At 50.4% G+C, this 20,299-nt stretch carries 13 protein-coding genes; 10 read left to right on the forward strand and 3 right to left on the reverse strand.

All coding sequences use genetic code 11. From position 1 onward, the window contains the following. The first annotated feature begins 260 nt into the window (after positions 1-260). Entirely contained in the window at positions 261-2,420 is a 2,160-nt protein-coding gene (locus ABD836_RS00860) for a molybdopterin oxidoreductase family protein (RefSeq protein WP_344931814.1), read from the forward strand. Positions 2,421-2,556: 136 nt separating this feature from the next. Here the strand turns inward: ABD836_RS00860 and ABD836_RS00865 are convergent, their stop codons facing one another. The 3 genes from ABD836_RS00865 to ABD836_RS00875 all read right to left on the reverse strand — a co-directional run bounded on the left by ABD836_RS00865 (position 2,557) and on the right by ABD836_RS00875 (position 4,652). Continuing rightward, positions 2,557-2,826 (reverse strand): VF530 family protein, encoded by a 270-nt coding sequence (locus ABD836_RS00865; RefSeq protein WP_344931815.1) that lies wholly within the window; start codon positions 2,824-2,826, stop codon positions 2,557-2,559. Continuing rightward, the gene (locus ABD836_RS00870) at positions 2,819-3,124 is read right to left on the reverse strand and encodes an RNA recognition motif domain-containing protein (RefSeq protein ID WP_344931816.1); all 306 of its coding nucleotides are present in this window, start codon (positions 3,122-3,124) and stop codon (positions 2,819-2,821) included. The genes ABD836_RS00865 and ABD836_RS00870 overlap by 8 nt, the downstream gene beginning before the upstream one ends. 94 nt (positions 3,125-3,218) lie before the next feature. After that, positions 3,219-4,652, reverse strand: coding sequence for a M48 family metalloprotease (locus tag ABD836_RS00875; RefSeq protein WP_344931817.1), 1,434 nt, complete (start codon positions 4,650-4,652; stop codon positions 3,219-3,221). Between the two features lie 156 nt (positions 4,653-4,808). Here ABD836_RS00875 and ABD836_RS00880 point away from each other — a divergent pair, with 156 nt between their 5' ends. From ABD836_RS00880 to ABD836_RS00920, 9 genes are all read left to right on the forward strand, one after another. Beyond that, positions 4,809-5,039 carry a sulfurtransferase TusA family protein gene (locus ABD836_RS00880; RefSeq protein ID WP_344931818.1) on the forward strand — a complete coding sequence of 77 codons (231 nt, stop codon included), beginning with the start codon at positions 4,809-4,811 and terminating at the stop codon, positions 5,037-5,039. 39 nt (positions 5,040-5,078) lie between these two features. Beyond that, a complete protein-coding gene (locus ABD836_RS00885; RefSeq protein ID WP_344931819.1) occupies positions 5,079-6,161 on the forward strand; it encodes an AI-2E family transporter in 1,083 nt (360 codons plus the stop codon). Between the two features lie 44 nt (positions 6,162-6,205). Then, positions 6,206-9,061: an insulinase family protein gene (locus ABD836_RS00890; RefSeq protein ID WP_344931820.1), complete on the forward strand. Its 2,856-nt coding sequence runs from the start codon at positions 6,206-6,208 to the stop codon at positions 9,059-9,061. A gap of 352 nt (positions 9,062-9,413) precedes the next feature. After that, complete coding sequence (gene aceE / locus ABD836_RS00895; RefSeq protein ID WP_344933547.1) at positions 9,414-12,059, forward strand: pyruvate dehydrogenase (acetyl-transferring), homodimeric type; 2,646 nt, start codon at positions 9,414-9,416, stop codon at positions 12,057-12,059. Positions 12,060-12,081: 22 nt separating this feature from the next. Beyond that, positions 12,082-13,710 (forward strand): dihydrolipoyllysine-residue acetyltransferase, encoded by a 1,629-nt coding sequence (gene aceF / locus ABD836_RS00900; protein ID WP_344931821.1) that lies wholly within the window; start codon positions 12,082-12,084, stop codon positions 13,708-13,710. Positions 13,711-14,022: 312 nt separating this feature from the next. Next, positions 14,023-15,510, forward strand: coding sequence for a circularly permuted type 2 ATP-grasp protein (locus ABD836_RS00905; RefSeq protein ID WP_344931822.1), 1,488 nt, complete (start codon positions 14,023-14,025; stop codon positions 15,508-15,510). Further along, on the forward strand, positions 15,507-16,439 hold the full coding sequence (locus tag ABD836_RS00910) for an alpha-E domain-containing protein (protein ID WP_344931823.1): 933 nt from the start codon (positions 15,507-15,509) through the stop codon (positions 16,437-16,439). The genes ABD836_RS00905 and ABD836_RS00910 overlap by 4 nt, the downstream gene beginning before the upstream one ends. Before the next feature lie 223 nt (positions 16,440-16,662). Beyond that, the gene (locus tag ABD836_RS00915) at positions 16,663-19,194 is read left to right on the forward strand and encodes a circularly permuted type 2 ATP-grasp protein (protein WP_344931824.1); all 2,532 of its coding nucleotides are present in this window, start codon (positions 16,663-16,665) and stop codon (positions 19,192-19,194) included. After that, positions 19,191-20,267, forward strand: a complete 1,077-nt coding sequence (locus ABD836_RS00920; RefSeq protein ID WP_344931825.1) for a transglutaminase family protein — start codon at positions 19,191-19,193, stop codon at positions 20,265-20,267. Before ABD836_RS00915 ends, ABD836_RS00920 begins: the two co-directional genes overlap by 4 nt. Positions 20,268-20,299 lie beyond the last annotated feature (32 nt).

Consider the following 20,299-nt stretch of genomic DNA (forward strand, 5'->3'; position numbering starts at 1 on the left):
CACCTACATTCAATATTTTTAGGATGCTAAATACTAGCAATTTTTACGCCTAGTTTGAGGGACTTCTGAGTGCATAGTCGTATTTGAGCTTGCTAGGGATTCAGCAGGGGCGGCAATGGTGTAATGGCTGCAGGGTTCTTTGCTGGCGTCGTGATTGTGGTAATAGCATGAAAAGAGGCATTTATGTGTAATCGCTGCTAACATCCAGTGAATAAACTTTCCCCCAAATTAATAATGCGCGTAAAAACGAGGGTATGAGTATGTCCGCCAGTAAAACCCATTTCCGCACCTGTAATTTATGTGAGGCCATGTGCGGGATTGCCATCAAGGTAGACGACGGTGTTATCACTTCAATTAAAGGTGATAACGATGACAGCTTTAGCCGCGGGCATATCTGTCCTAAGGCGATTGCCTTAAAGGATCTCTACGAAGATCCCGATCGGATTCGACGACCTTTGCAAAAAGTCGATGGCGAGTGGCAGGAACTGAGCTGGGACGACGCCCTAGACAAGGTCGCTGCACGTATTTCTAGCCTGCAGGCCGAGCATGGTAATGATGCGCTGGGTGTTTATTTGGGCAATCCTAATGTTCACAATACCGGCGCGACGCTGATGAGTGGTGGCGTACTGCGAGCTTTAAAGACCAAGAATAAATTCTCCGCGACCTCGGTAGACCAGCTGCCTCACCATATAGTGTCGTGGAAATTGTTTGGTCATCAGCTGCGAATTCCGGTACCGGATATTGATAATACCGACCACTTTTTGATGTTTGGCGCGAATCCGCTGGCCTCGAACGGCAGCATTATGAGCGTTGCCGATGTTAAGCAACGCCTCAAAGATGTGCGTAAACGCGGAAAACTGGTGGTCGTTGATCCGCGGCGTACCGCGACAGCAGAGCTTGCCGACGCTCACCACTTTGTGCGGCCGGGCAGTGATGTGCTGGTACTGCTGGCAATGCTCAACGTCTTGTTTAGCGATAAATTAGTGAAGCTGGGCACCATCGCTGAGCATCTCGACCAAGATCCAATGGATCTCGAATCGACATTTGCTGCATACAATCCGGAGAAGGTCGCAGCGCTAACGGGGATGTCTGCGGAAGTAATTCGCGGCATGGTGCATGATTTTTGCGCGGCGTCGCAACCAGTGATGTACGGTCGTTTGGGTGTGTCAGTTCAGGAGTTTGGCACCTTAACCCAGTACCTGATTATGCTCTTTAATATTTTAACTGGGCGGCTAAACAGCGTTGGTGGGCTGATGTTCACTAAGCCGGCTGTTGATATTCTGGCGCAGAGTGGGCGCGGCAATATGGGCCGTTTTCACAGCCGCGTGCGCGGCTTGCCTGAATTCAATGGCGAATTGCCGGTGGCGACCCTGGCTGAAGAAATTACCACACCGGGTGCTGGCCAGATAAAAGGTATGATGCTGATCGCCGGTAACCCCGTAATATCGACGCCTAACGGTGAGCAGCTCGATCGCGCATTCGAGAAATTAGATTTATTGGTTGCTGTCGACTTTTACATTAATGAGAGTAGTCGCCACGCCGATTTCATTTTGCCGCCAGTAAGCCCCTTGGAGCGCGAGCATTACGATGTCATCTTTAATGTGCTGGCGGTTCGAAATAACGCGCGCTATGCCGAGGCGCTGTTTCCACGGCCCGCCGATGGCCGTCATGACTGGGAAATATTGTTAGGTTTACAGGATCGCCTACAGCCAGCGCACAATATGAAAGAAAAGCTTGCCCGTAAAGCCATGCAGCGCATGGGGCCATCGGGTTTGCTTGCAGTGTTGTTGCGCAAGGGCCCATATGGTGGCGGTGCCAATCCCTTCAGTGGTCTGAGTTTAAGTAAATTGAAGAAGTCGCCTCACGGTGTCGATTTAGGGCCATTGCAGCCCGCTGCGGCAGGTGGCAGTTATCACCGTGACCAAAAGTTGCACCTAGAAACTGATTTTTTCCTGAAAGACCTTGCGCGGGTAAATACCCGTTTCTTTAACCGCAACAGCGGGGCGGATACGTTTTTACTTATTGGTCGCCGCGATGTGCGCAGCAATAATTCTTGGCTCCACAACAGTCATCGCTTGGTAAAAGGTAAGGATCGCTGTACAGCCTTAATAAACCCAGAAGACGCCAGTCATCTCAATATTGAAGACGGTCAGTGGCTGCGGGTGAGTTCGCGGGTGGGCAGTATTGATCTGGCGGCGGCGGTAAGCGACGAAATGATGCCCGGCGTGATCAGTATTCCCCACGGTTGGGGGCATCACCGTAGCGGCACTCAGTGGCAGCAAGCCGAGGCCCATGCGGGGGTTAGCGTGAATGACTTAACCGATGAAATGCACATTGATGAGTTGTCGGGTAATGCCGTTTTGAATGGCGTGCCTGTAACTGTGCAAGCGTTGGCACATACTCCAGCGGAGGCGGTGTAGATGCTAAGTCTGATGTCGGGCGCCTGAGCTAGGGTGCTCAAGGGCATACGCTGCGCTTATGTGGGTAGGTATGCCACTAGTCATTCCAACAACTAATGCCAGCAGTGCCGCAACGTCTGGCATCAGACGTCCGACTTCAAACTTTCTTGTTAGGCCGCTGGCTGCGAATATACAGGGCTTCGACTTTTTGCCGTGCCCAAGGGGTGCGGCGCAAAAATTTGAGGCTAGAGGACACACTGGGATCGTCGGTAAAGCACTTGATTTTTATCCGGCGTCCCATTTCTTCCCAGCCGAATTGCTGTTCAAGCTGAATGATGATCATCTCTAAGGTCATGCCGTGCATGGGGTCTTTTGAGGTTGATGCTGGGCCTTTGGGGACGGCGGTTTTTTGGGGCTTTTCAGTCATTGCTGTCGGCATCAAGCGCTGATGTATCGTCGAGCTCATCGCTAGCAGTTTGTTCAGCACGTTCTTCTGCCTTTTTAACGCGGATCTTAAAGCCTCCGATTATTTTGCCATTGAGGTTTTGCATGGCGACCTTAGCCTCGCCGGCTTTGGGCATGTTTACAAAGCCAAAGCCTTTGGACAGGTTCGCGTCTTCGTCTCTAACTAACTGCAGTGATTGTACTGCGCCGTAGGCTTCAAACAGGTCGAGCAGTTCGGCTTCGGTGGTGGTGCGGTTGAGGTTGCGGATTAATAATTTCATTGTACGGCCGTTTTAGTGATATGCCGCGGAGTATAGCGCTTATGGGCTTTAACTGCGCGTTAAAGCCCGATAGATTGCCTCAGATGGTGTTAATTCACAGGTTTTTAAATTTCTCTTCATAGTCGGCAATATCGCGCAATCGCTGTTTGATCCGGGCTTGCTGAATTTTATCGATCGCGGTTAATTTATAGGCGTAGCGTAATTGCATTTTGGCGCGTTCAAATTGTGCCTGTAATATAAAGTATTCTGCCCGCGCAATATGCACACCCAGAATATTACCGGCTAAGCCGCGCACCTCGGCAAGCTGATACCAGATATTTGGGTCTTCTGGGCGTTGCCGAGATTGCACGCTTAGGATCTGATCGGCCTCTTCAAAGCGATTGTCCAGCTGTAAAATCTCCGCCAATTTCATTGTGTAGGGGTAGTTGTTAGGTGCTACGGCTAGGCGGCTCTGTAGCAACTCAATGGCGTCGGAGTAGCGTTTTTGGCCCTGTAATATCTCCGCTTTCGCCAATTGGTAAGCGATGCGTTGGCCGTCATCTTTAAGTAAGGGCGCGAGTTGTTCGTCGGCTTCCTGCCAGCGATTCAAGGCAGTTAACGCAAGAACGACACCGTAGCGACGTGCTTCGCCATTTATGCCGCTGCCGTTTTGCCATGTGGTTAGCAGACCTTCTACGTTTTTGCTGTGTTGCAGTGTGGCGCGCATCCGCATTAACTGAAAATTTTGGTTGTCGGTATACACCTGTCGAGGGTATTGGCGGGCGCGATTGGCGCTGTCGCTGATTCGGCTGTCGGTCAGCGGGTGAGTGAGCAAAAATTCGGGCGGTTTGGAGCGCGCGTAGCGCATATTGGCATTCATATTTACAAACATGGACGGAATCCCGCCGGGATCCATGCCAGCTTTAGAGAGGGTTTCCATGCCGAGTCGATCGGCTTCCTGCTCGTGCTGGCGGCTAAATCGAAGCTGGCTATCGAGCGCGGCCGCTTGGGTTGCTGTTATGGCGGCAATACCGGCATCGGCGCCAGCGGTGGCAGCCAATACCACTCCGGCAAGCAAGCCCGCAAGGGTGGGGATGGTGCTCTGTTTGGCATTGTCCATTGAACGAGTAAAGTGGCGCTGGCTAAGATGGGCAATTTCGTGGGCAAGTACCCCAGCTAACTGGGCTTCGTTGTCGGTGTAGAGAAAAATGCCGTTATGCACTCCCACGACGCCGCCGGGAACGGCAAAGGCGTTGATGGTTGAATTGTCGACGATGACGGCTTCGAGGCGACGGTCTTTTAGTTCGCTATGGGCAACAAGGCGATACAGTAGGCCTTCGGTGTAGTCCTGCATTAAGGGGTCGCTAACTGTTTTTACACTGTTGCGGAACATTTTGAGCCACATCCTGCCCAAGTCATGTTCTTGCTGGGCTGAGTAGCGTGAGGCCGTGACATCGCCTAAATCTGGCAGGTTGTCGCTGGGACTGTTGTCGGCAAATACAAGGCTGCCGAAAGCAATAAGGCTGATACCGAAGGCACGTTTTAACACAGAAAATCCTTAGCCACTCTAACGGAGAAACACGACATGGCACTTGATGATACAAGAGCGTTGTCTCTATGACCTCATTATTCACCAAAAGTGCTGGCTTGGGCCATGTTGCTGAGCAAGCTATACTAGCGTGAATCAAATATAGTTAATGAGTTTATGACGCATATAGATATCTATTTAGACGCTAGCGGCTTAGATTGCCCGCTGCCTTTGCTTAAGGCAAAGCAGGCATTAAATCGCATGGCATCGGGGCAAGTTTTACAAGTGTTGGCGACGGATGTCGGCTCCTGGCGAGATTTTGAAGTGTTTGCAACGCAAAGTGGCCACGCTTTGTTACTTAGCGAAGAGCAGGATGCTAGTTATCGTTACCTTTTTCAAAAGAAATAGGCTCCCCATTCCCCGTTATTACTGTTAAAGGATTGCTTCATGCTGGGTATTGTTCGCTCGTGGTTTGATCGGCTGTTTGCTGAAGAAGAGACGGTGGTTCTGCTGCTGTTGATTGCCGCTGTGCTTGTGCTGATGCTGACCCTGGGGAATGTCTTGGTGCCCATTGTGGCGAGTATCGTTCTCGCGTTCATGATGCAGGGCATTATTGCGCGCTTAAGCCGTGTTGGCGCGCCGCAGTGGCTGTCTATCACGGTGGCGTATATTGTGTTTGTCAGCGTGTTTTTTGGGGTCTTGGTGGTGCTGCTGCCATTAGTTTGGCAGCAGCTAATCAATCTATTTCAAGAATTACCCACCATGCTACGCAAGCTGCAGCACGCACTGCTGGTATTGCCAGAGCGCTCTGAGCTATTTACCGAACAACAAATTCGGGAGTGGATGGCCATTGCCAGCAAGGAGTTGGGTTCAGTAGGTCAGTACTTATTGAGTTTTTCACTTGCCCAACTCCCTAATCTACTCGGTTTGATGATCAATATCGTCTTGATTCCGATTTTGGTGTTTTTCTTTTTAAAGGATAAGGCGGCCATATTGGGCTGGCTGGCGAGTTTTTTACCTACTCATCGTCCTTTGCTGAGCGCCGTCTGGTCTGAGATGAATGTTCAGGTGGCGAACTACGTGCGCGGCAAAGCCGTCGAAATAGTGATTGTCGGCGTGGTCTCTTACATTAGTTTTGAGGTTATTGGCCTTAATTACCCGGCTTTGCTCGCTTTATTAGTGGGCTTGTCGGTAGTCATTCCCTATATCGGCGCGGCTGTAGTGACGCTGCCTGTGTTGCTCGTGGGCTACATTCAGTGGGGCTGGGGCGGGGAGTTCTTCACACTGTTTATGGTTTATAGCGTAATTCAGGGCTTAGACGGCAATGTCTTGGTGCCACTGCTGTTTTCTGAGGCGGTCAATATGCACCCGGTGGCGATCATCTTGGCGGTGTTGGTGTTTGGCGGCTTGTGGGGACTCTGGGGTGTATTCTTTGCAATCCCTTTGGCGACCTTGGTAAAAGCTATTATCTACGCTTGGCCGCGGCCGGTACGAAAGCCCAGAGTAGACACTGACGTGTTGGCAGATTAATTCTGCGTGCAGTGTGTTAATTTATTTTTATAAAAGGATGCTTTGTGAAATATTTGAAATCGGCGTTTTTGCTCGTTTTAGTACTTCAGTTTTCAGCCTGTGCAAACCTAGATGATATTTGGCCAGGCAGTGCAAAGGCGTCTTCGTCGGTTATCAAACCTCTCAGTGACCAGCGTGAGTACCGTTATATACGTTTAGAGAACGGCCTCAAGGTTTTATTAGTATCAGATGCCGCGGCTGATAAAGCGGCTGCTTCGTTAGATGTTAATGTTGGTAGTCGCCAAGATCCCGAGGACTATCAAGGGTTGGCGCATTTCTTAGAACACATGCTTTTTCTTGGTACCGAGAAATACCCAGAGGCGGGTGCATACCAAGCGTTTATCACTGCTCACGGTGGTAGTCATAATGCGTTTACCAGCTTTGAAGACACTAATTATTTTTTTGATATTAGCGCCGATTCGCTTGAACCGGCACTGGATCAATTTGCCCAGTTTTTTGTGGCACCGCTATTTAATGCTGAGTACGTGGGCCGGGAAGTAAATGCGGTGAACTCCGAGTACCGTGCGCGGATTAAAGATGATCGCCGTCGTGAATTAGCGGTTTTTAAATCTCAGCTTAATCCTGCGCATCCATTTTCCAAGTTTTCTGTCGGTAATTTAAATACCCTGCAAAGTGCCAATGAAGACGCCTTACGCGAACAGTTATTGGCATTTTATGAGCGTAATTACTCCGCCAATATTATGAGTCTCACGGTAATTGGTCGGGAATCTTTGGATGAGCTCGAGGCGATGGTACTACCTAAGTTTAGCGCCGTAGAGAATAGGCAGCGTCAGCTGGAGGTGATTGCTGAGCCTTTGTTTAAGGCGGGTGATTTACCGAGGTGGATCAATATTCAGCCGGTGCAAAATCGCCGTTCACTGTCTGTGAATTTCCCCGTGCCCGATGCCGAGCCACATTGGCGTAGTAAACCGCTTAATTATATTGGCAATATTCTGGGTCACGAGGGTGAGGGCAGTATGCTCTCGGTGCTAAAGGCCAAGGGTTGGGCGGATAGTTTAAGTGCAGGGGAGAGTCTGAATTTCCAAGGCGGCGCGATGTTTGGCGTTGAGGTTGCGCTGACCGAAGTCGGCTTGGCACATGTCGATGAGATAGTCGCGTTGATTTATCAAAATATCGAGCAATTGCGTGCGCAGGGAATTGAGCATTGGCGCTTTACCGAGCAGGCCGGTCTGGCCATGCAAGGGTTTATGTTTAGGGCGCAACCGGCGGCCATTAATGATGTGGTGCAATTATCCATGGCCCTACAGAGATACCCTGCAGCAGAAGTGATGCGCGCTCCGTATTTAATGAATGATTACCGGCCGAAATTGCTAAGTGAATTTCTCGCGGCAATGCGGCCGGAAAACAGCTTTATTACCTTGGTTGCTCCTGGGGTAAAAACAACCACAGAAGTCTCTCGCTATCAGGTTGACTACAGTGTTCGTCCCTTGACGGCAGCAGAACTGACCGGGTTTTTACCTCCAGAATCAGCGTCTTTAACGTTGCCGGCTAAAAACAATTTTGTTGCCAGTGACTTTGGCCTTAAGAGTGGTGCTGGTGGGGGCAAGCCAGTGCGTGTCGCAAGCGCCGCGCCGATTGAGTTGTGGTTGAATACCGATGATGTGTTTGAGCTGCCTAAGGCGAAATTGAATTTATTACTGGCATCTGGGCAGGCCAGTGGCGATGTGGACGCACTCGCGAAAACGGAGATGTGGCTGCGTATGGTTAAAGATCAGCTTAATGAGTTGACCTACCCAGCGCAGTTGGCGGGCTTAGATTTTGATCTGGATGTTGGCTGGCGTGGCATCGAAATAAGTATTGGCGGCTTCAACGAGAAGCAGGGCGAGTTACTGGCAGAATTGCTTACGGCCTTGACGTCACCTGATTGGCAAGAGAGTCGCTTTGCCAGACTGCAAGCACAGCGCTTGCGTCAGTTTGAAAATGCCGTAAAGCAATCGCCCTATCAGCAATTGATTGCTGAGTTACCGCGTATGTTGAATCACGAAAATCCCGGCTTGGCTGCGCACGAAGCTGCCACCCGTAAACTGACAATGGCGGCCGTCGCCGAGCACGCGGCTGTTGTGCTCAATTCACTGCAGCCGCGTATGTTGCTCGATGGAAATTTTGATCAGGCGGACGCTAAGAAGATGGCTAAGCTTGTTGCTAAAGCGCTATCGGTCAAATATGCTCAAACTGCGCCATTGCAGCATATTAGCCATCTGGCTGTGGCCAATACAGTACGTGAAATTGCCGCTGAGCACGACGATAGCGCCGCGTTACTGTATCTGCAAAGCGGCGAGACAGGGATGTCTGCGCGTGTGGCGATGGGCCTAACAGCGCAAATATTGAGTGCCGATTTTTATCACCAATTGCGAACGCGCAAGCAGCTTGGGTATGTGGTTAGCGCAAGCGTTTATCCCCAACGCGATATTGGCGGCCTGATTTTCTTAGTGCAATCTTCGGTTGTCGATTCAGCGAGTCTTCAGACTGAGATTAAGCAGTATCTCAGTGACTGGCTTGAAACGGGTGTTGACGAGGCCACGTTTGCGCAGCACAAGGCGAGCCTTCTTAAACGTTTGGCCGAGCAGCCAGAGAATCTTTGGGAGGCGGCCGGCCGGCATTGGCGCGACTTGTTGGAAAATTACCAGGCGTTCGATAGTCGTGAGCAGCTGGTGCAGGCTTTGACAGATTTGAGCTACGCAGACTGGGTGGCGGCGGTGAATCGCGATCTAGCGAATGGCTCGCAACGTGGGCTATTTCTCTATGCCGCCGGTAAGTGGCCGAAAAATATGCCCGTGGGTCCTCGGGTTGAAAGTCCAGAAGCGTTTAAGCGGGAATTACCGGCATACCCCTTTAATTAGCAGGGTATGTCATTGTTTTTTATCGTTTCGTCATATTTTATTCATATAATAAATACAAGTATTTTATTGATTTATGGCGATTAAGCTGTAAAAATCTCTTGCCTTCAAGCACTGTAAACCAGCGCTTGAAGGTTAATAAATCCAATTATTCGGGTGTTCACTGGCTCAAAAGGCCGGCGTTTAGCCCAGCCGGACCAGGTGATAACCGTCACTAACAGGCAGATGTTTTACGCCGAGAGCTGATCGCTCTGTGGTGAGCCAGTTGTAAACGGAACACTCCCAAGCCTATCGCTTGTTGGTCTGGACAGCCCACTGTTACTGCTAAGGACTGTGTATGTATCAAGACCACGATTTGCGCGAAGACCTAGATCCCCAAGAAACCCAAGAGTGGCTTGAAGCCCTCGATGGCGTACTTAAAAATGGCGGCCGTGGCCGCACCGCATTTTTGATGAAACGCTTAGCCAAACACGCGGCGCGTGCCGGCACCCAGCTGCCCTCGGCGATTACCACCTCATTTCGAAATACCATTGAGCCAAGCGATGAGCGTCGTATGCCCGGCGATTTATTTATGGAGCGTAAAATCCGCTCAATAATTCGCTGGAATGCCCTGGCCATGGTTATGCGGGCCAACGATAACAATGAGGGTTTGGGTGGGCACATCTCCAGTTTCTCTTCATCGGCGACACTCTATGATGTTGGCTTTAACTACTTCTTCCGTGGCGGCGAAAAAGCCGACCTGATTTACTATCAAGGTCATAGTTCGCCGGGTATGTACGCACGCTCCTATCTTGAAGGGCGTATTGACGAAGACCAACTGGATAATTTCCGTCGCGAAGTCGACGGTAACGGTTTGTCTTCCTATCCACATCCCTGGCTGATGCCAGACTATTGGCAATTTCCCACGGTGAGCATGGGGCTTGGGCCAATACAGGCTATTTACCAAGCTCACGTGATGAAATACCAACACAGCCGCGGCCTAGTTGACCATGGCGACCGCAAAGTTTGGTGCTTTATGGGTGACGGCGAGAGCGATGAGCCGGAGTCATTGGGCTCAATTGCCTTGGCTGGTCGCGAAGGCTTGGATAACTTGGTTTTTGTCGTTAACTGTAATTTGCAGCGCCTTGATGGTCCTGTGCGTGGTAATGGCAAAATAATTCAGGAATTGGAAGGTGTGTTCCGCGGTGCGGGCTGGAATGTCGTCAAAGTTATTTGGGGTCGCCACTGGGACCAGCTACTTGAAAAAGACAAAACTGGTTTATTGCGCTTGCGCATGAACGAAGTCGTCGACGGTGAATTGCAAAACTACAAGGCGAACGGTGGCGCATACACCCGTAAGCATTTTTTTGGGAAATACCCAGAGTTGCTTGAGCTGGTTAAAGACCTGTCCGACGACGATATTATGTATTTGAATCGCGGTGGCCACGATCCTTATAAGGTTTATGCCGCCTACGCAAAAGCCAAGGAAACCAAAGGTCAGCCCACCGTAATATTGGCAATGACCGTGAAAGGCTACGGTTTGGGCGAGGGTGGTGAAGCGCAGAACGAAACCCACTCGGTTAAAAAACTGGGCGTTGAAGAACTGAAGAAATTCCGTGATCGCTTTGGTGTGCCGATTAGTGATGAAGAATTGAAATCGGTTCCCTATTACCGGCCCGCGGCAGATAGCCCAGAAATGGTCTATATGCGCAAAAACCGCGAAAAGCTAGGCGGTTATTTACCAGCACGGCAGGCGGATTTTGAAGCCCTTAAGATTCCTGGAATCGACAATTTTAGTGCGCAGCTAAAGGCAACAGGTAAGCGGGAAATATCCTCGACCATGGCCTTTGTACGAATGTTGTCGACCTTGGTGAAAGACAAGGAAATTGGTCCGCGGATTGTGCCGATTGTGCCTGATGAGGCGCGTACCTTTGGTATGGAGGGAATGTTCCGGCAACTGGGTATCTATTCATCACAAGGCCAACGTTATACTCCTCATGATTCTGATCAAATCATGTATTACAAAGAAGACAAGCAAGGTCAAATTCTTGAAGAGGGCATTACCGAGGCCGGTGCGTTTTCTGCTTGGTTAGCTGCAGCAACGTCCTACAGCAACCATCACTACCCAATGATTCCGTTTTACATTTTCTATTCTATGTTTGGTTTTCAGCGGATTATGGATTTGGCTTGGGCGGCGGGTGACTCACAGGCGCGCGGTTTCTTATTGGGCGCCACTGCTGGTCGCACCACGCTCAATGGTGAAGGTCTGCAGCACCAAGACGGCCACAGCCACTTAATGGCTAATATGATTCCGAATTGTGTGTCGTACGACCCAACTTATTCCCATGAGCTGGCTGTTATTATTCAAGACGGTATGCGCCGGATGTACCAAGACAAGGAAAACGTCTTTTACTACGTCACGGTGATGAATGAGAATTACGCCCACCCCGATATGCCAGAGGGCAGCGCCGAGGGCATCATTAAAGGTTTGTATTGCCTTGCACCGAGTGCAGCGAAAAAGCCGAAGTTGAAAGTCCAGTTGATGGGTAGCGGTACGATCTTGCGCGAGGTAGAGGCTGCGGCGGAAATCTTGAAAGCAGATTACAAAGTTGAAGCCGATGTATGGAGTGCGACCAGTATCAACTTGCTGCGCCGCGACGGTTTAGATTGTGAGCGCTGGAATATGCTGCATCCAGAAAGTGAGGCAAAAGTGCCCTATGTGACTGAGCAATTCCGCAGTCGGCAAGGGCCGGTCATTTGCGCCACTGACTATATAAAATCCTATGGCGAGCAGCTACGTCCGTATATTGAATCACCTTATGTGGTTTTGGGTACCGATGGCTATGGTCGCTCAGATACCCGCGCTAAACTCCGCGCCCACTTTGAGGTAGATCGCTACTATATTGTTGTGGCCGCCCTTAAGGCTTTGGCTGATGATGGACAGGTGGCATTGAGTGACGTTAGCAAGGCGATTAAGGCCTTTGGTATCGACACTGAAAAAGTAAACCCACTGTATCGCTAATTTATTGAGAAGGATTTTTTTTGTGGCTAAAGAAACGGTAAAAATTCCTGACCTCGGTGGCGGTAGTGTAGATGTCATCGAGGTGTGTGTGGCAGTGGGTGATGTGGTCGCTAAAGACGATTCGCTGCTGGTCTTAGAGTCAGATAAAGCGTCAATGGAAATCCCTTCGCCATTGGCTGGAAAAGTTTTGAGTATCAGTCTGAAAGAAGGCGAGACAGTAGAAGCTGGTGACCTAATTCTTGAATTAGAAGTCGATGGTGCTGAGGTTGAGGCGGATGATAGTCCAGCACCTGCAGTAGAAGCGCCGCAGGCAGAGTCTGAATCAGAGCCGGCTCCTGCTCCTGCTCCCGCTCCCGCCGCGCCAGTGAGCTCGGCCCGAGAAATGATCTTGGTGCCGGACGTTGGCAGCAGCGATGGCATTGATGTTATTGAAGTCTGTGTCGCGGTTGGTGATGTGGTCAGTGAAGGTGACTCATTAGTTGTCTTGGAATCAGATAAAGCCTCAATGGAAGTGCCGTCACCCTTTAGCGGCACAATTACTAAGATAGTAATGAAGGTTGGCGATAGCGCTAAATTGGGTGCCGAGATCGCTGAAATTGAACGGGAAGTTGCGGCGGCTGCAGTGAGCGAAGTGAAACCTGCCGTCGAGGCGCCTGCCCCAGCGAAAGCTACAACTGCGCCAGCACCGGCAACCCCAACTGCTGCACCTGCGGCTAAACCTGCAGCAACAGTGACCAGTCACGCCGATGTTTATGCCGGACCGGCAGTGCGTAAATTGGCGCGGGAATTTGGCTTGGAGCTGGAGCAGCTTACGGGGACTGGGCCTCGCAGTCGTATTCTCAAAGAAGATGTGCAGCAATATGTTAAAGACTTGGCTAAAGGAAATGTAAAAGGCGCTGCTACTGGCGGTGGTTCAGCATTGCCGTCAATTCCAGATGTCGACTTTAGTCAGTTTGGTGAAATTGACACCCAGCCGCTAACTAAATTGCATAAGCTGACCGCTGCTAATATGCATCGCAGCTGGGTTAATCTGCCTCATGTAACGCAGTTTGATGATGTAGATATCAGCGAGTTGGAAGATTTCCGAGCGGGTTTGAAGCGCGAGGCAGAGCAGCGCGGTGTTAAATTAACGCCACTGCCGTTCTTGTTGAAAGCGGCTGCCGTGGCGCTGCAAGCGCACCCTAAATTTAATGCCTCCTTGAGCGCCGATGGCGAAAATATGGTGTATAAGAAATACATTCATATTGGTATTGCGGTAGATACGCCGGCGGGTTTGGTTGTGCCAGTGATTCGTGATGTAGACAAAAAATCCCTTTGGGATCTTGCTGCTGAATCAGCGGAGCTGGCGAATAAGGCCAAGAACCGTAAATTGAAACCGGCTGAGATGCAGGGTGGGTGTTTTACCATTTCGAGTCTTGGTAGCATTGGTGGCACGGGTTTTACGCCCATTATCAATGCGCCTGAAGTGGCGATTATGGGTGTGTCTAAATTGGCAATTAAACCATATTGGAATGGCACTGAATTCGTTCCGCGGAAAATGTTGCCGGTGTCCTTGTCCTACGATCATCGCGCTATTAACGGGGTTGATGCGGGGCAGTTTTTCACCTTTATGGGGATGGCGCTTGCCGATATTCGACGTTTATTACTGTGAACATCGTTAAAAATGTTCGCTAATTAATGGCGAAACTCAGAAAACCTTCTTCACTATTGTGAGGAAGGTTTTTTTTGGTCATTTGATTTGTTTGGATGGAATTGGCAGCTGTGCTGGTGGCGGGGCGTAAACCTCCCTATTATTGTGCTACTTGGCTTAGCTATTGCTAGTTAATATGTAAGTAATTGGGGCAAGCCTATGACTTAGCTTAGGTTTTGCTCCGTGGTGTGGCCTTGCAGGAACTGGGATTGCACCATAATGGCGCGATATTGGTGATGGCTACGTGTGTAACATGTTTTGGATACGATACGCATGAGTGAAAAGAAACAGGAAGGTTCTGACGGGATTGATTGGAGCCGCTATCCTTCGGCAGATTTTTTTGACGAAATGATTACGGCCAAGGGTAATGCACGTGCCGCTAGCCGGAAGATAGTGAAACTATTAGCTGACCTCAGTCGTGAAGAGTTAGAGAGTCGCCGCGTGGCAGCTGAACGCACTGTGCGTGATATGGGTGTGAGTTTTACGGTTTATTCCGACGGTGAAAATATCGATCGCACCTGGCCTTTTGATTTAATCCCTCGGGTGATTAGTGCTGCGGAATGGGAGAATACCGCTAACGGGCTGAAGCAGCGGGTGAAAGCCCTCAATATGTTTATCAACGATGTTTACCATAAACAGCAGATTTTTAAAGACGGCGTGCTTCCGGTCTACTTAATTAAAGACTCCAAGAACTTCCGGCCGGAATGCGTTGGCATTAATCCGCCTAAAGGCGTTTGGGCGCATATCTGTGGCTGTGATCTGGTGCGCGACGCTGACGGTAAATTCTATGTGTTGGAAGATAATCTTCGGGTACCTTCCGGCGTGGCCTATATGTTGGAAAATCGCGAGGTTAGCAAGCGGGTATTGCCAGAGTTTTTTGAGTCTAACGATATTCTACCGGTCGACGATTATTCGACTAAACTCTTTAATATGTTGGCGTCGGTGTCGCCGCGCCGGGTGCGTCAGCCCGAAATTGTCATACTGACTCCCGGTATATATAACTCGGCTTATTTTGAACACGCTTACTTAGCCCAACAGCTGGGTGTTGAGTTAGTTGAGGGCAGCGACTTATTTGTCGATAACGACGATTGCGTGTACAGAAAGTCGATATCTGGCCTAGAGCGTGTCGACGTTATCTATCGTCGTATTGATGATCTATTTTTGGACCCTGAGGCTTTTCATCCGGACTCAATACTCGGTGTAGCGGGGCTGATGCGGGCGTGGCGGGCGGGCAATGTGGCATTGGTCAATGCGCCGGGTGCTGGTGTTGCCGATGATAAGGTCGTTTATGCCTATGTGCCGAAAATGATTGAATACTACTTGGGTGAAGAGGCGATATTACCCAATGTTGAGACCTATCTTTGTGACGACCCCGAACAATTGAAATATGTCTTGGCCAATATTGAAAAGCTAGTGGTTAAACCCGCTAACGAATCTGGTGGCTACGGCATGATGGTCGGCCCACACGCCAGTAAAAAAGATCACGAGGAGTTTCGAAAGTTGGTTGCCGAAAATCCGCGCAATTATATAGCGCAACCGACTTTAAAATTATCAACGGCGCCGGTGCTTACCGCGCCAGGCGAGGCTGAGCCCCGCCATCTGGATTTACGGCCGTTTGTTCTGCAGGGCAAGGACCTCGATGTAACCACTGGTGGACTTACCCGCGTAGCACTCGTTAAAGGCTCGCTGGTTGTTAACTCCTCGCAGGGCGGTGGCAGTAAAGATACTTGGATTGTGGCTGAGCGGGGGAAAAAATCATGATGCTGTCGCGCGTTGCAGAGAGAGTATATTGGTTTGGCCGCTACCTAGAGCGTGTTGAGAGTATGGCACGTCTCATTCAGGTTTATACCGGCTTGCTTTTTGATCTACCGAGAGATACCGGCATTAGCTGGCATAATCTGGTCATTGCCAGTGGCAGCCACGCCGAATATAACCGGCGTTTCACTGTGCAGGACGAGAAACGGGTCGTTAAATTTTTGCTGGAAGATCTCAGCAACCCAAGTTCGCTGGCTTCGTCGCTGCGTATGGTGCGGGAAAACATTCGTACAACACGGGATATTTTGCCGCCAGAGAGCTGGGAACTCGTTAATGAATTTCAAATTTTTGTTAACGAAAATATGGCGCAGGGCTTGAGTCGACGTTACCGACATGAGTTCCTCGGACAAATTGTTAAAACCTGTCAGCAAATCAATGGTTTAATTGCTGACACCATGCGCCGCGATGCCGCTTGGCATTTTTTGAATCTCGGCCGCAGTTTAGAGCGTGCGGATATGACGATTCGTATATTAGAGGCAGGCGCGAGCATGTCTAGCGATTTTATCGAAAGCGACACTAATCATGTGCTTGATGTGGTGTGGGGCAGTGTATTAGGCACCTTAAATGCCACTATGCCTTATCGGCGCACCATGAAAGTGGCGGTGAACGGGGATGATGCCGCGCGTTTCCTCCTTGAGGATCCGCTGTTTCCGCGCTCGGTTGCCTGCGGACTGTCACGGATGCAGGATTCTGCTGCCTTGCTGCCGAGCAATGAAGCAGTTATTGCCGCCTTGACGAAATTAGTTGATACGGTGACGAAGGGGAGTGACTATACTGACGTGACTGAGGGTTTCCCTGCTTATTTGACGGCATTGGAACAGAGTTCGATTACTGTCCACTCAGCAATTCAGGAAAGTTGGTTTCAACCGGCTTAACTTTGTTTGCTGTAGGTATGAGTCGCAGTGCCGGGTATTTGATCAGCTCGGGTACTTGCGGTAGTCTTCCCATCCTCGTGAAGTGCTGATAGTGGCAAAACGGGCTTTATTTCGTGGGTGATTGCTGTTGCTAAGTGAAAGATAGTCTCTAAACAGAGCGGTAGCGGTGTTCCCAGCATTCGGGAAATTCCTTTTATTGACCTAGTACTTTGGCATCGCATACATGTTAACTGAACGCTTTGTATACACTCCTCACCACGAGCAGTACGACGAGGTCATAGACCGCGACGGCCAAATTCGTGAACACTGGCATTACCCGATGCGGGTGATGAATGCCATGGGTATGGACGCGCTCCTCGAACGACAGCGCACAGCCAAGCGTATTCTGCGGGATGACGGTGCCAGCTACAGTCCAGGCGGCCAGCTCAATGTTAGCCACACGTGGAATTTGGATTTACTGCCCTTAATACTATCGAGCCAAGAGTGGGAGGGCATTGAAAATGCCCTTCGCGAGCGCGCTGAGTTACTGAATTTAATACTAAATGACCTCTATGGTGAGCGTAGCCTGATCTTAAACAAGGTCATTCCCCCCGCCGTACTGTATAGCCACCCCGGATTTTTGCGCGCCTGTGACGGTATTCGTCTGCCCGGGGAACATCAGCTTATATTTCACGCCTCAGATTTAGTGCGCTCTGCAAGTGGTGAGTGGTTGGTTATTGGCGATAGGACCCAGGCGCCGTCCGGTACTGGTTATGCGCTGGAAAATCGCACCGTTTTGCGACGGGTGATGCCCAGCCTGTTTCGGGACGCGCATGTGCACCGTTTGTCTAATTTTTTCCTGCAGTGGCGGCGTAAACTGGCGGAGTTGAGTCAGACTAAGGATGCGCCGTTAGTGGTGTACCTAACCCAGGGGGCGTTTAAAGAAAACTCTTTTGAAGATGCTTATTTAGCTAATTATCTGGGCTACCCGTTGGTTCAGAGTCGTGATTTGACCGTGCGTAAAGGCGCGCTTTGGTTAAAGTCCCTCGACGGTTTGCGGCGTGTTGACGTTGTTCTACGTCGAATTGATGACAGTGTGGCCGACCCCGTGGTATCGCGGCAAAGTTTTGGCCAAGGTATTCCTGGCTTAACCGAGGTAGTGCGCGCTGGTGGGGTAGTTATTGCCAATCCACTCGGTAGCGGCATTTTAGAAAACCCGGTATTAGCCAAATACATGCCGGCCATCGCTAGGCACTTTTTGGGTCGCGATCTGCGTTTGAATTCAGTGCCTACTTGGTGGTGCGGCGATCCCACGGATTTGGCTTATGTTAAAGCGCACTTTGACGATTTATTAATTCGTCATACCTGCCGTGTGCCTGGTCGCCACAGTGTATTTGTCGCCGAACTTAATGCCGAGGAGCGGGTAAGCCTACTGGCCAAAGTATTGGCAAACCCGGTTGATTATGTGGCGCAGAGTGCGGTGCGGCCTTCGCAGACGCCAGCGCTTGATGGCAAGGTATTTAGTAGTCGACCACTGGTGCTGCGCGGTTTCACTATAGCCAGCGGCAGCTCGTACTCGGTTATGCCTGGTGGCCTTACTCAGATTGGCAGCCACACTGACACCCAGCATATTGTTAGTCAGTATGGCGGCGGCAGTAAAGATACTTGGATTTTGGCTTCCGAACCGGAAGTTGAAGACAGTGTTTTTGAACCAGAAAAGCTGGCCCGGCAGGCCCAGGCGCTCGATCGCAACTTCAGTTTGCCAAGTCGGGTAATTGATAATTTGTTTTGGTTTGGCCGTTATGCAGAACGTGCGGAGTCTGGTCTGCGTTTGGTGCGTACGGTTTTTGAAGAACTCAATAGTATCGAGCCACTGTCGCCAGAAAGTCGTCGGATTTTATTGTGCTCGGTTACCCACGTGACCGGGACCTACCCTGGTTTTACCGGCAAGACCGCAGATTTTAGCGCGCCGGAACAAGAGTTGCTGGATATTGTGTCTAATCGTTCTCGGCCGGGCAGTATTGCACACTGCTTGGAAGCGATTCTGCACTCTGCCGACGGTGTAAAGGAATTGCTGTCGAATGACATGCTGCGCTTGGTCAATGATATTCGCGATGGCATGGAGTTCTTAAATAAGAATTTAAAAAGCAGCTTGCAAGCGGCGCCAGATGAATTGCTCGATCCACTTATTACCAGTCTGTTGGCACTGTCGGGGCTCAGTCAGGAGAGTATGGTTCGGGGGCGTGCATGGCGCTTTATGGAGATGGGGCGGCGCTTGGAACGGGCGCAAAAAACAGTAGAGCTTCTTAGTCGTTTGTTGGTGGTGAATATTGGCGATGCTCAGAACGTGCCGCTGTTGAAGCCTGTGCTTGCGAGTTTGGAGTCGCGGATTGTTTACAAGCGCTATTACCGCAGCGGCTACCGTTTAGATAAGGGTATGGAATTGCTCTTATTTGACCGTGAAAATCCACGCTCACTTATTTTTCAGCTCGAAAGTTTACGTAATCACTTAGACGAGGTGTTGGGTCAGAATCGGGGTATTCAGTTAACCGAGGATATGCGCTGTATAGTGCGGGCCACTAATACCCTGCTAATGTCGCGCCTGGAGGAGCTTGCCGCACGCGACGAGGCCACTGGTAAACACCTTAAATTGGGTGAGTTGCTCGCTCAGTTAGACAGTGATTTAAAAGCTGCATCGCAAGCGCTGGCAGACCGTTACTTCGATCATGCTGCTGGGCCACAACCCGTTGAAATGAGTGGCAGGGACGAATCATGAGATACCGAATCAAGCATTCAACGCGTTATGAGTATGCCGATCAAGTAAATCAGGGCTATAACGTCGCTTACCTTATTCCCCGTGAGTGCAATGGTCAGCGCGTCAATTTTAGTGATATTCGGATCATCCCGACCCCCGCAAGTAAAATTAAGCGGGTTGATTATTTTGGTAATGTCGTTTGCCATTTTACCGTAGAAAAGCCCCATCGTTCTTTAGAGGTTATTGTTGAAAGCGAGGTGGAAATTGCGCCGTCTGAACCGCGTTTACTCAGTGGCGGAATTACTTGCGCAGAAGTACGTGAGATACTGTTAAATGGCAGCAGTGACGAGGATGTAAAAGCCTCCGAATTTTGCTTTGACTCGCCAATGATCGCGGTAACAAGCGAGCTTGTCGAATTCGCCCGAGATATTTTTACTCCGGATCGCCCGTTTTTAGAGGCGGTCAGCGCGCTGAATTCGCGTATTTTTAATGATTTTAAATACGACCCTGGCTTTTCTACCGTGGCAACACCACTGAAAGACGTGATGGCAAGCCGTCGCGGAGTCTGCCAAGACTTTGCGCATTTGGCGATTGGTGCATTGCGGGGATTGGGTTTCGCAGCGCGCTACGTTAGCGGGTATTTGGAAACTTTGCCGCCGCCGGGGCAAGTGAAATTGGAAGGGGCCGACGCTTCTCACGCCTGGTTTTCGGTTTATATTCCAGGGGATGAGTGGCAGGACTTTGATCCCACAAATGATGTAATGCCTGCGGACCAACATATCACCACTGCCTGGGGTCGTGATTACTCCGATGTAACACCGTTAAAAGGTGTGGTGTTCGGTGGTGGTGGCAAGCAGATTTTATCGGTCGCCGTCGATGTATCACGGCTTGAAACGCCAGACCGGCCGTTATTGCCGCCAACGGCAGTACCTACCCGACGTGAAGGTGATTTGCCCGTTCAAGATCCGCTGACCAGCCCGCTGAGTCCTGCTCAGCAGAGTCAAAGCCAGCAAAATCAAAGCCAGGCGTCGCCGAGTACCACGCAGCTGCTGCAGACGCAGACGCAATCTCAATTACCACCACGTAACTTTTAGATACTACCTACGTTTTTCTGAGTGGCGGCCCG

The sequence above is a fragment of the Zhongshania borealis genome (genome assembly GCF_039539625.1).
Classification (GTDB): Bacteria; Pseudomonadota; Gammaproteobacteria; order Pseudomonadales; family Spongiibacteraceae; genus Spongiibacter; species Spongiibacter borealis.

Excerpts from the sequence above, each read along its gene's own strand:
- ABD836_RS00915 (WP_344931824.1), top strand. The coding sequence starts at position 16,663 with ATGTTAACTGAACGCTTTGTATACACTCCTCACCACGAGCAGTACGAC.
- ABD836_RS00920 (WP_344931825.1), top strand. The coding sequence starts at position 19,191 with ATGAGATACCGAATCAAGCATTCAACGCGTTATGAGTATGCCGATCAA.
- ABD836_RS00870 (WP_344931816.1), bottom strand. The coding sequence starts at position 3,124 with ATGAAATTATTAATCCGCAACCTCAACCGCACCACCACCGAAGCCGAA.
- ABD836_RS00910 (WP_344931823.1), top strand. The coding sequence starts at position 15,507 with ATGATGCTGTCGCGCGTTGCAGAGAGAGTATATTGGTTTGGCCGCTAC.
- ABD836_RS00880 (WP_344931818.1), top strand. The coding sequence starts at position 4,809 with ATGACGCATATAGATATCTATTTAGACGCTAGCGGCTTAGATTGCCCG.
- ABD836_RS00905 (WP_344931822.1), top strand. The coding sequence starts at position 14,023 with ATGAGTGAAAAGAAACAGGAAGGTTCTGACGGGATTGATTGGAGCCGC.
- ABD836_RS00885 (WP_344931819.1), top strand. The coding sequence starts at position 5,079 with ATGCTGGGTATTGTTCGCTCGTGGTTTGATCGGCTGTTTGCTGAAGAA.
- ABD836_RS00860 (WP_344931814.1), top strand. The coding sequence starts at position 261 with ATGTCCGCCAGTAAAACCCATTTCCGCACCTGTAATTTATGTGAGGCC.
- ABD836_RS00865 (WP_344931815.1), bottom strand. The coding sequence starts at position 2,826 with ATGACTGAAAAGCCCCAAAAAACCGCCGTCCCCAAAGGCCCAGCATCA.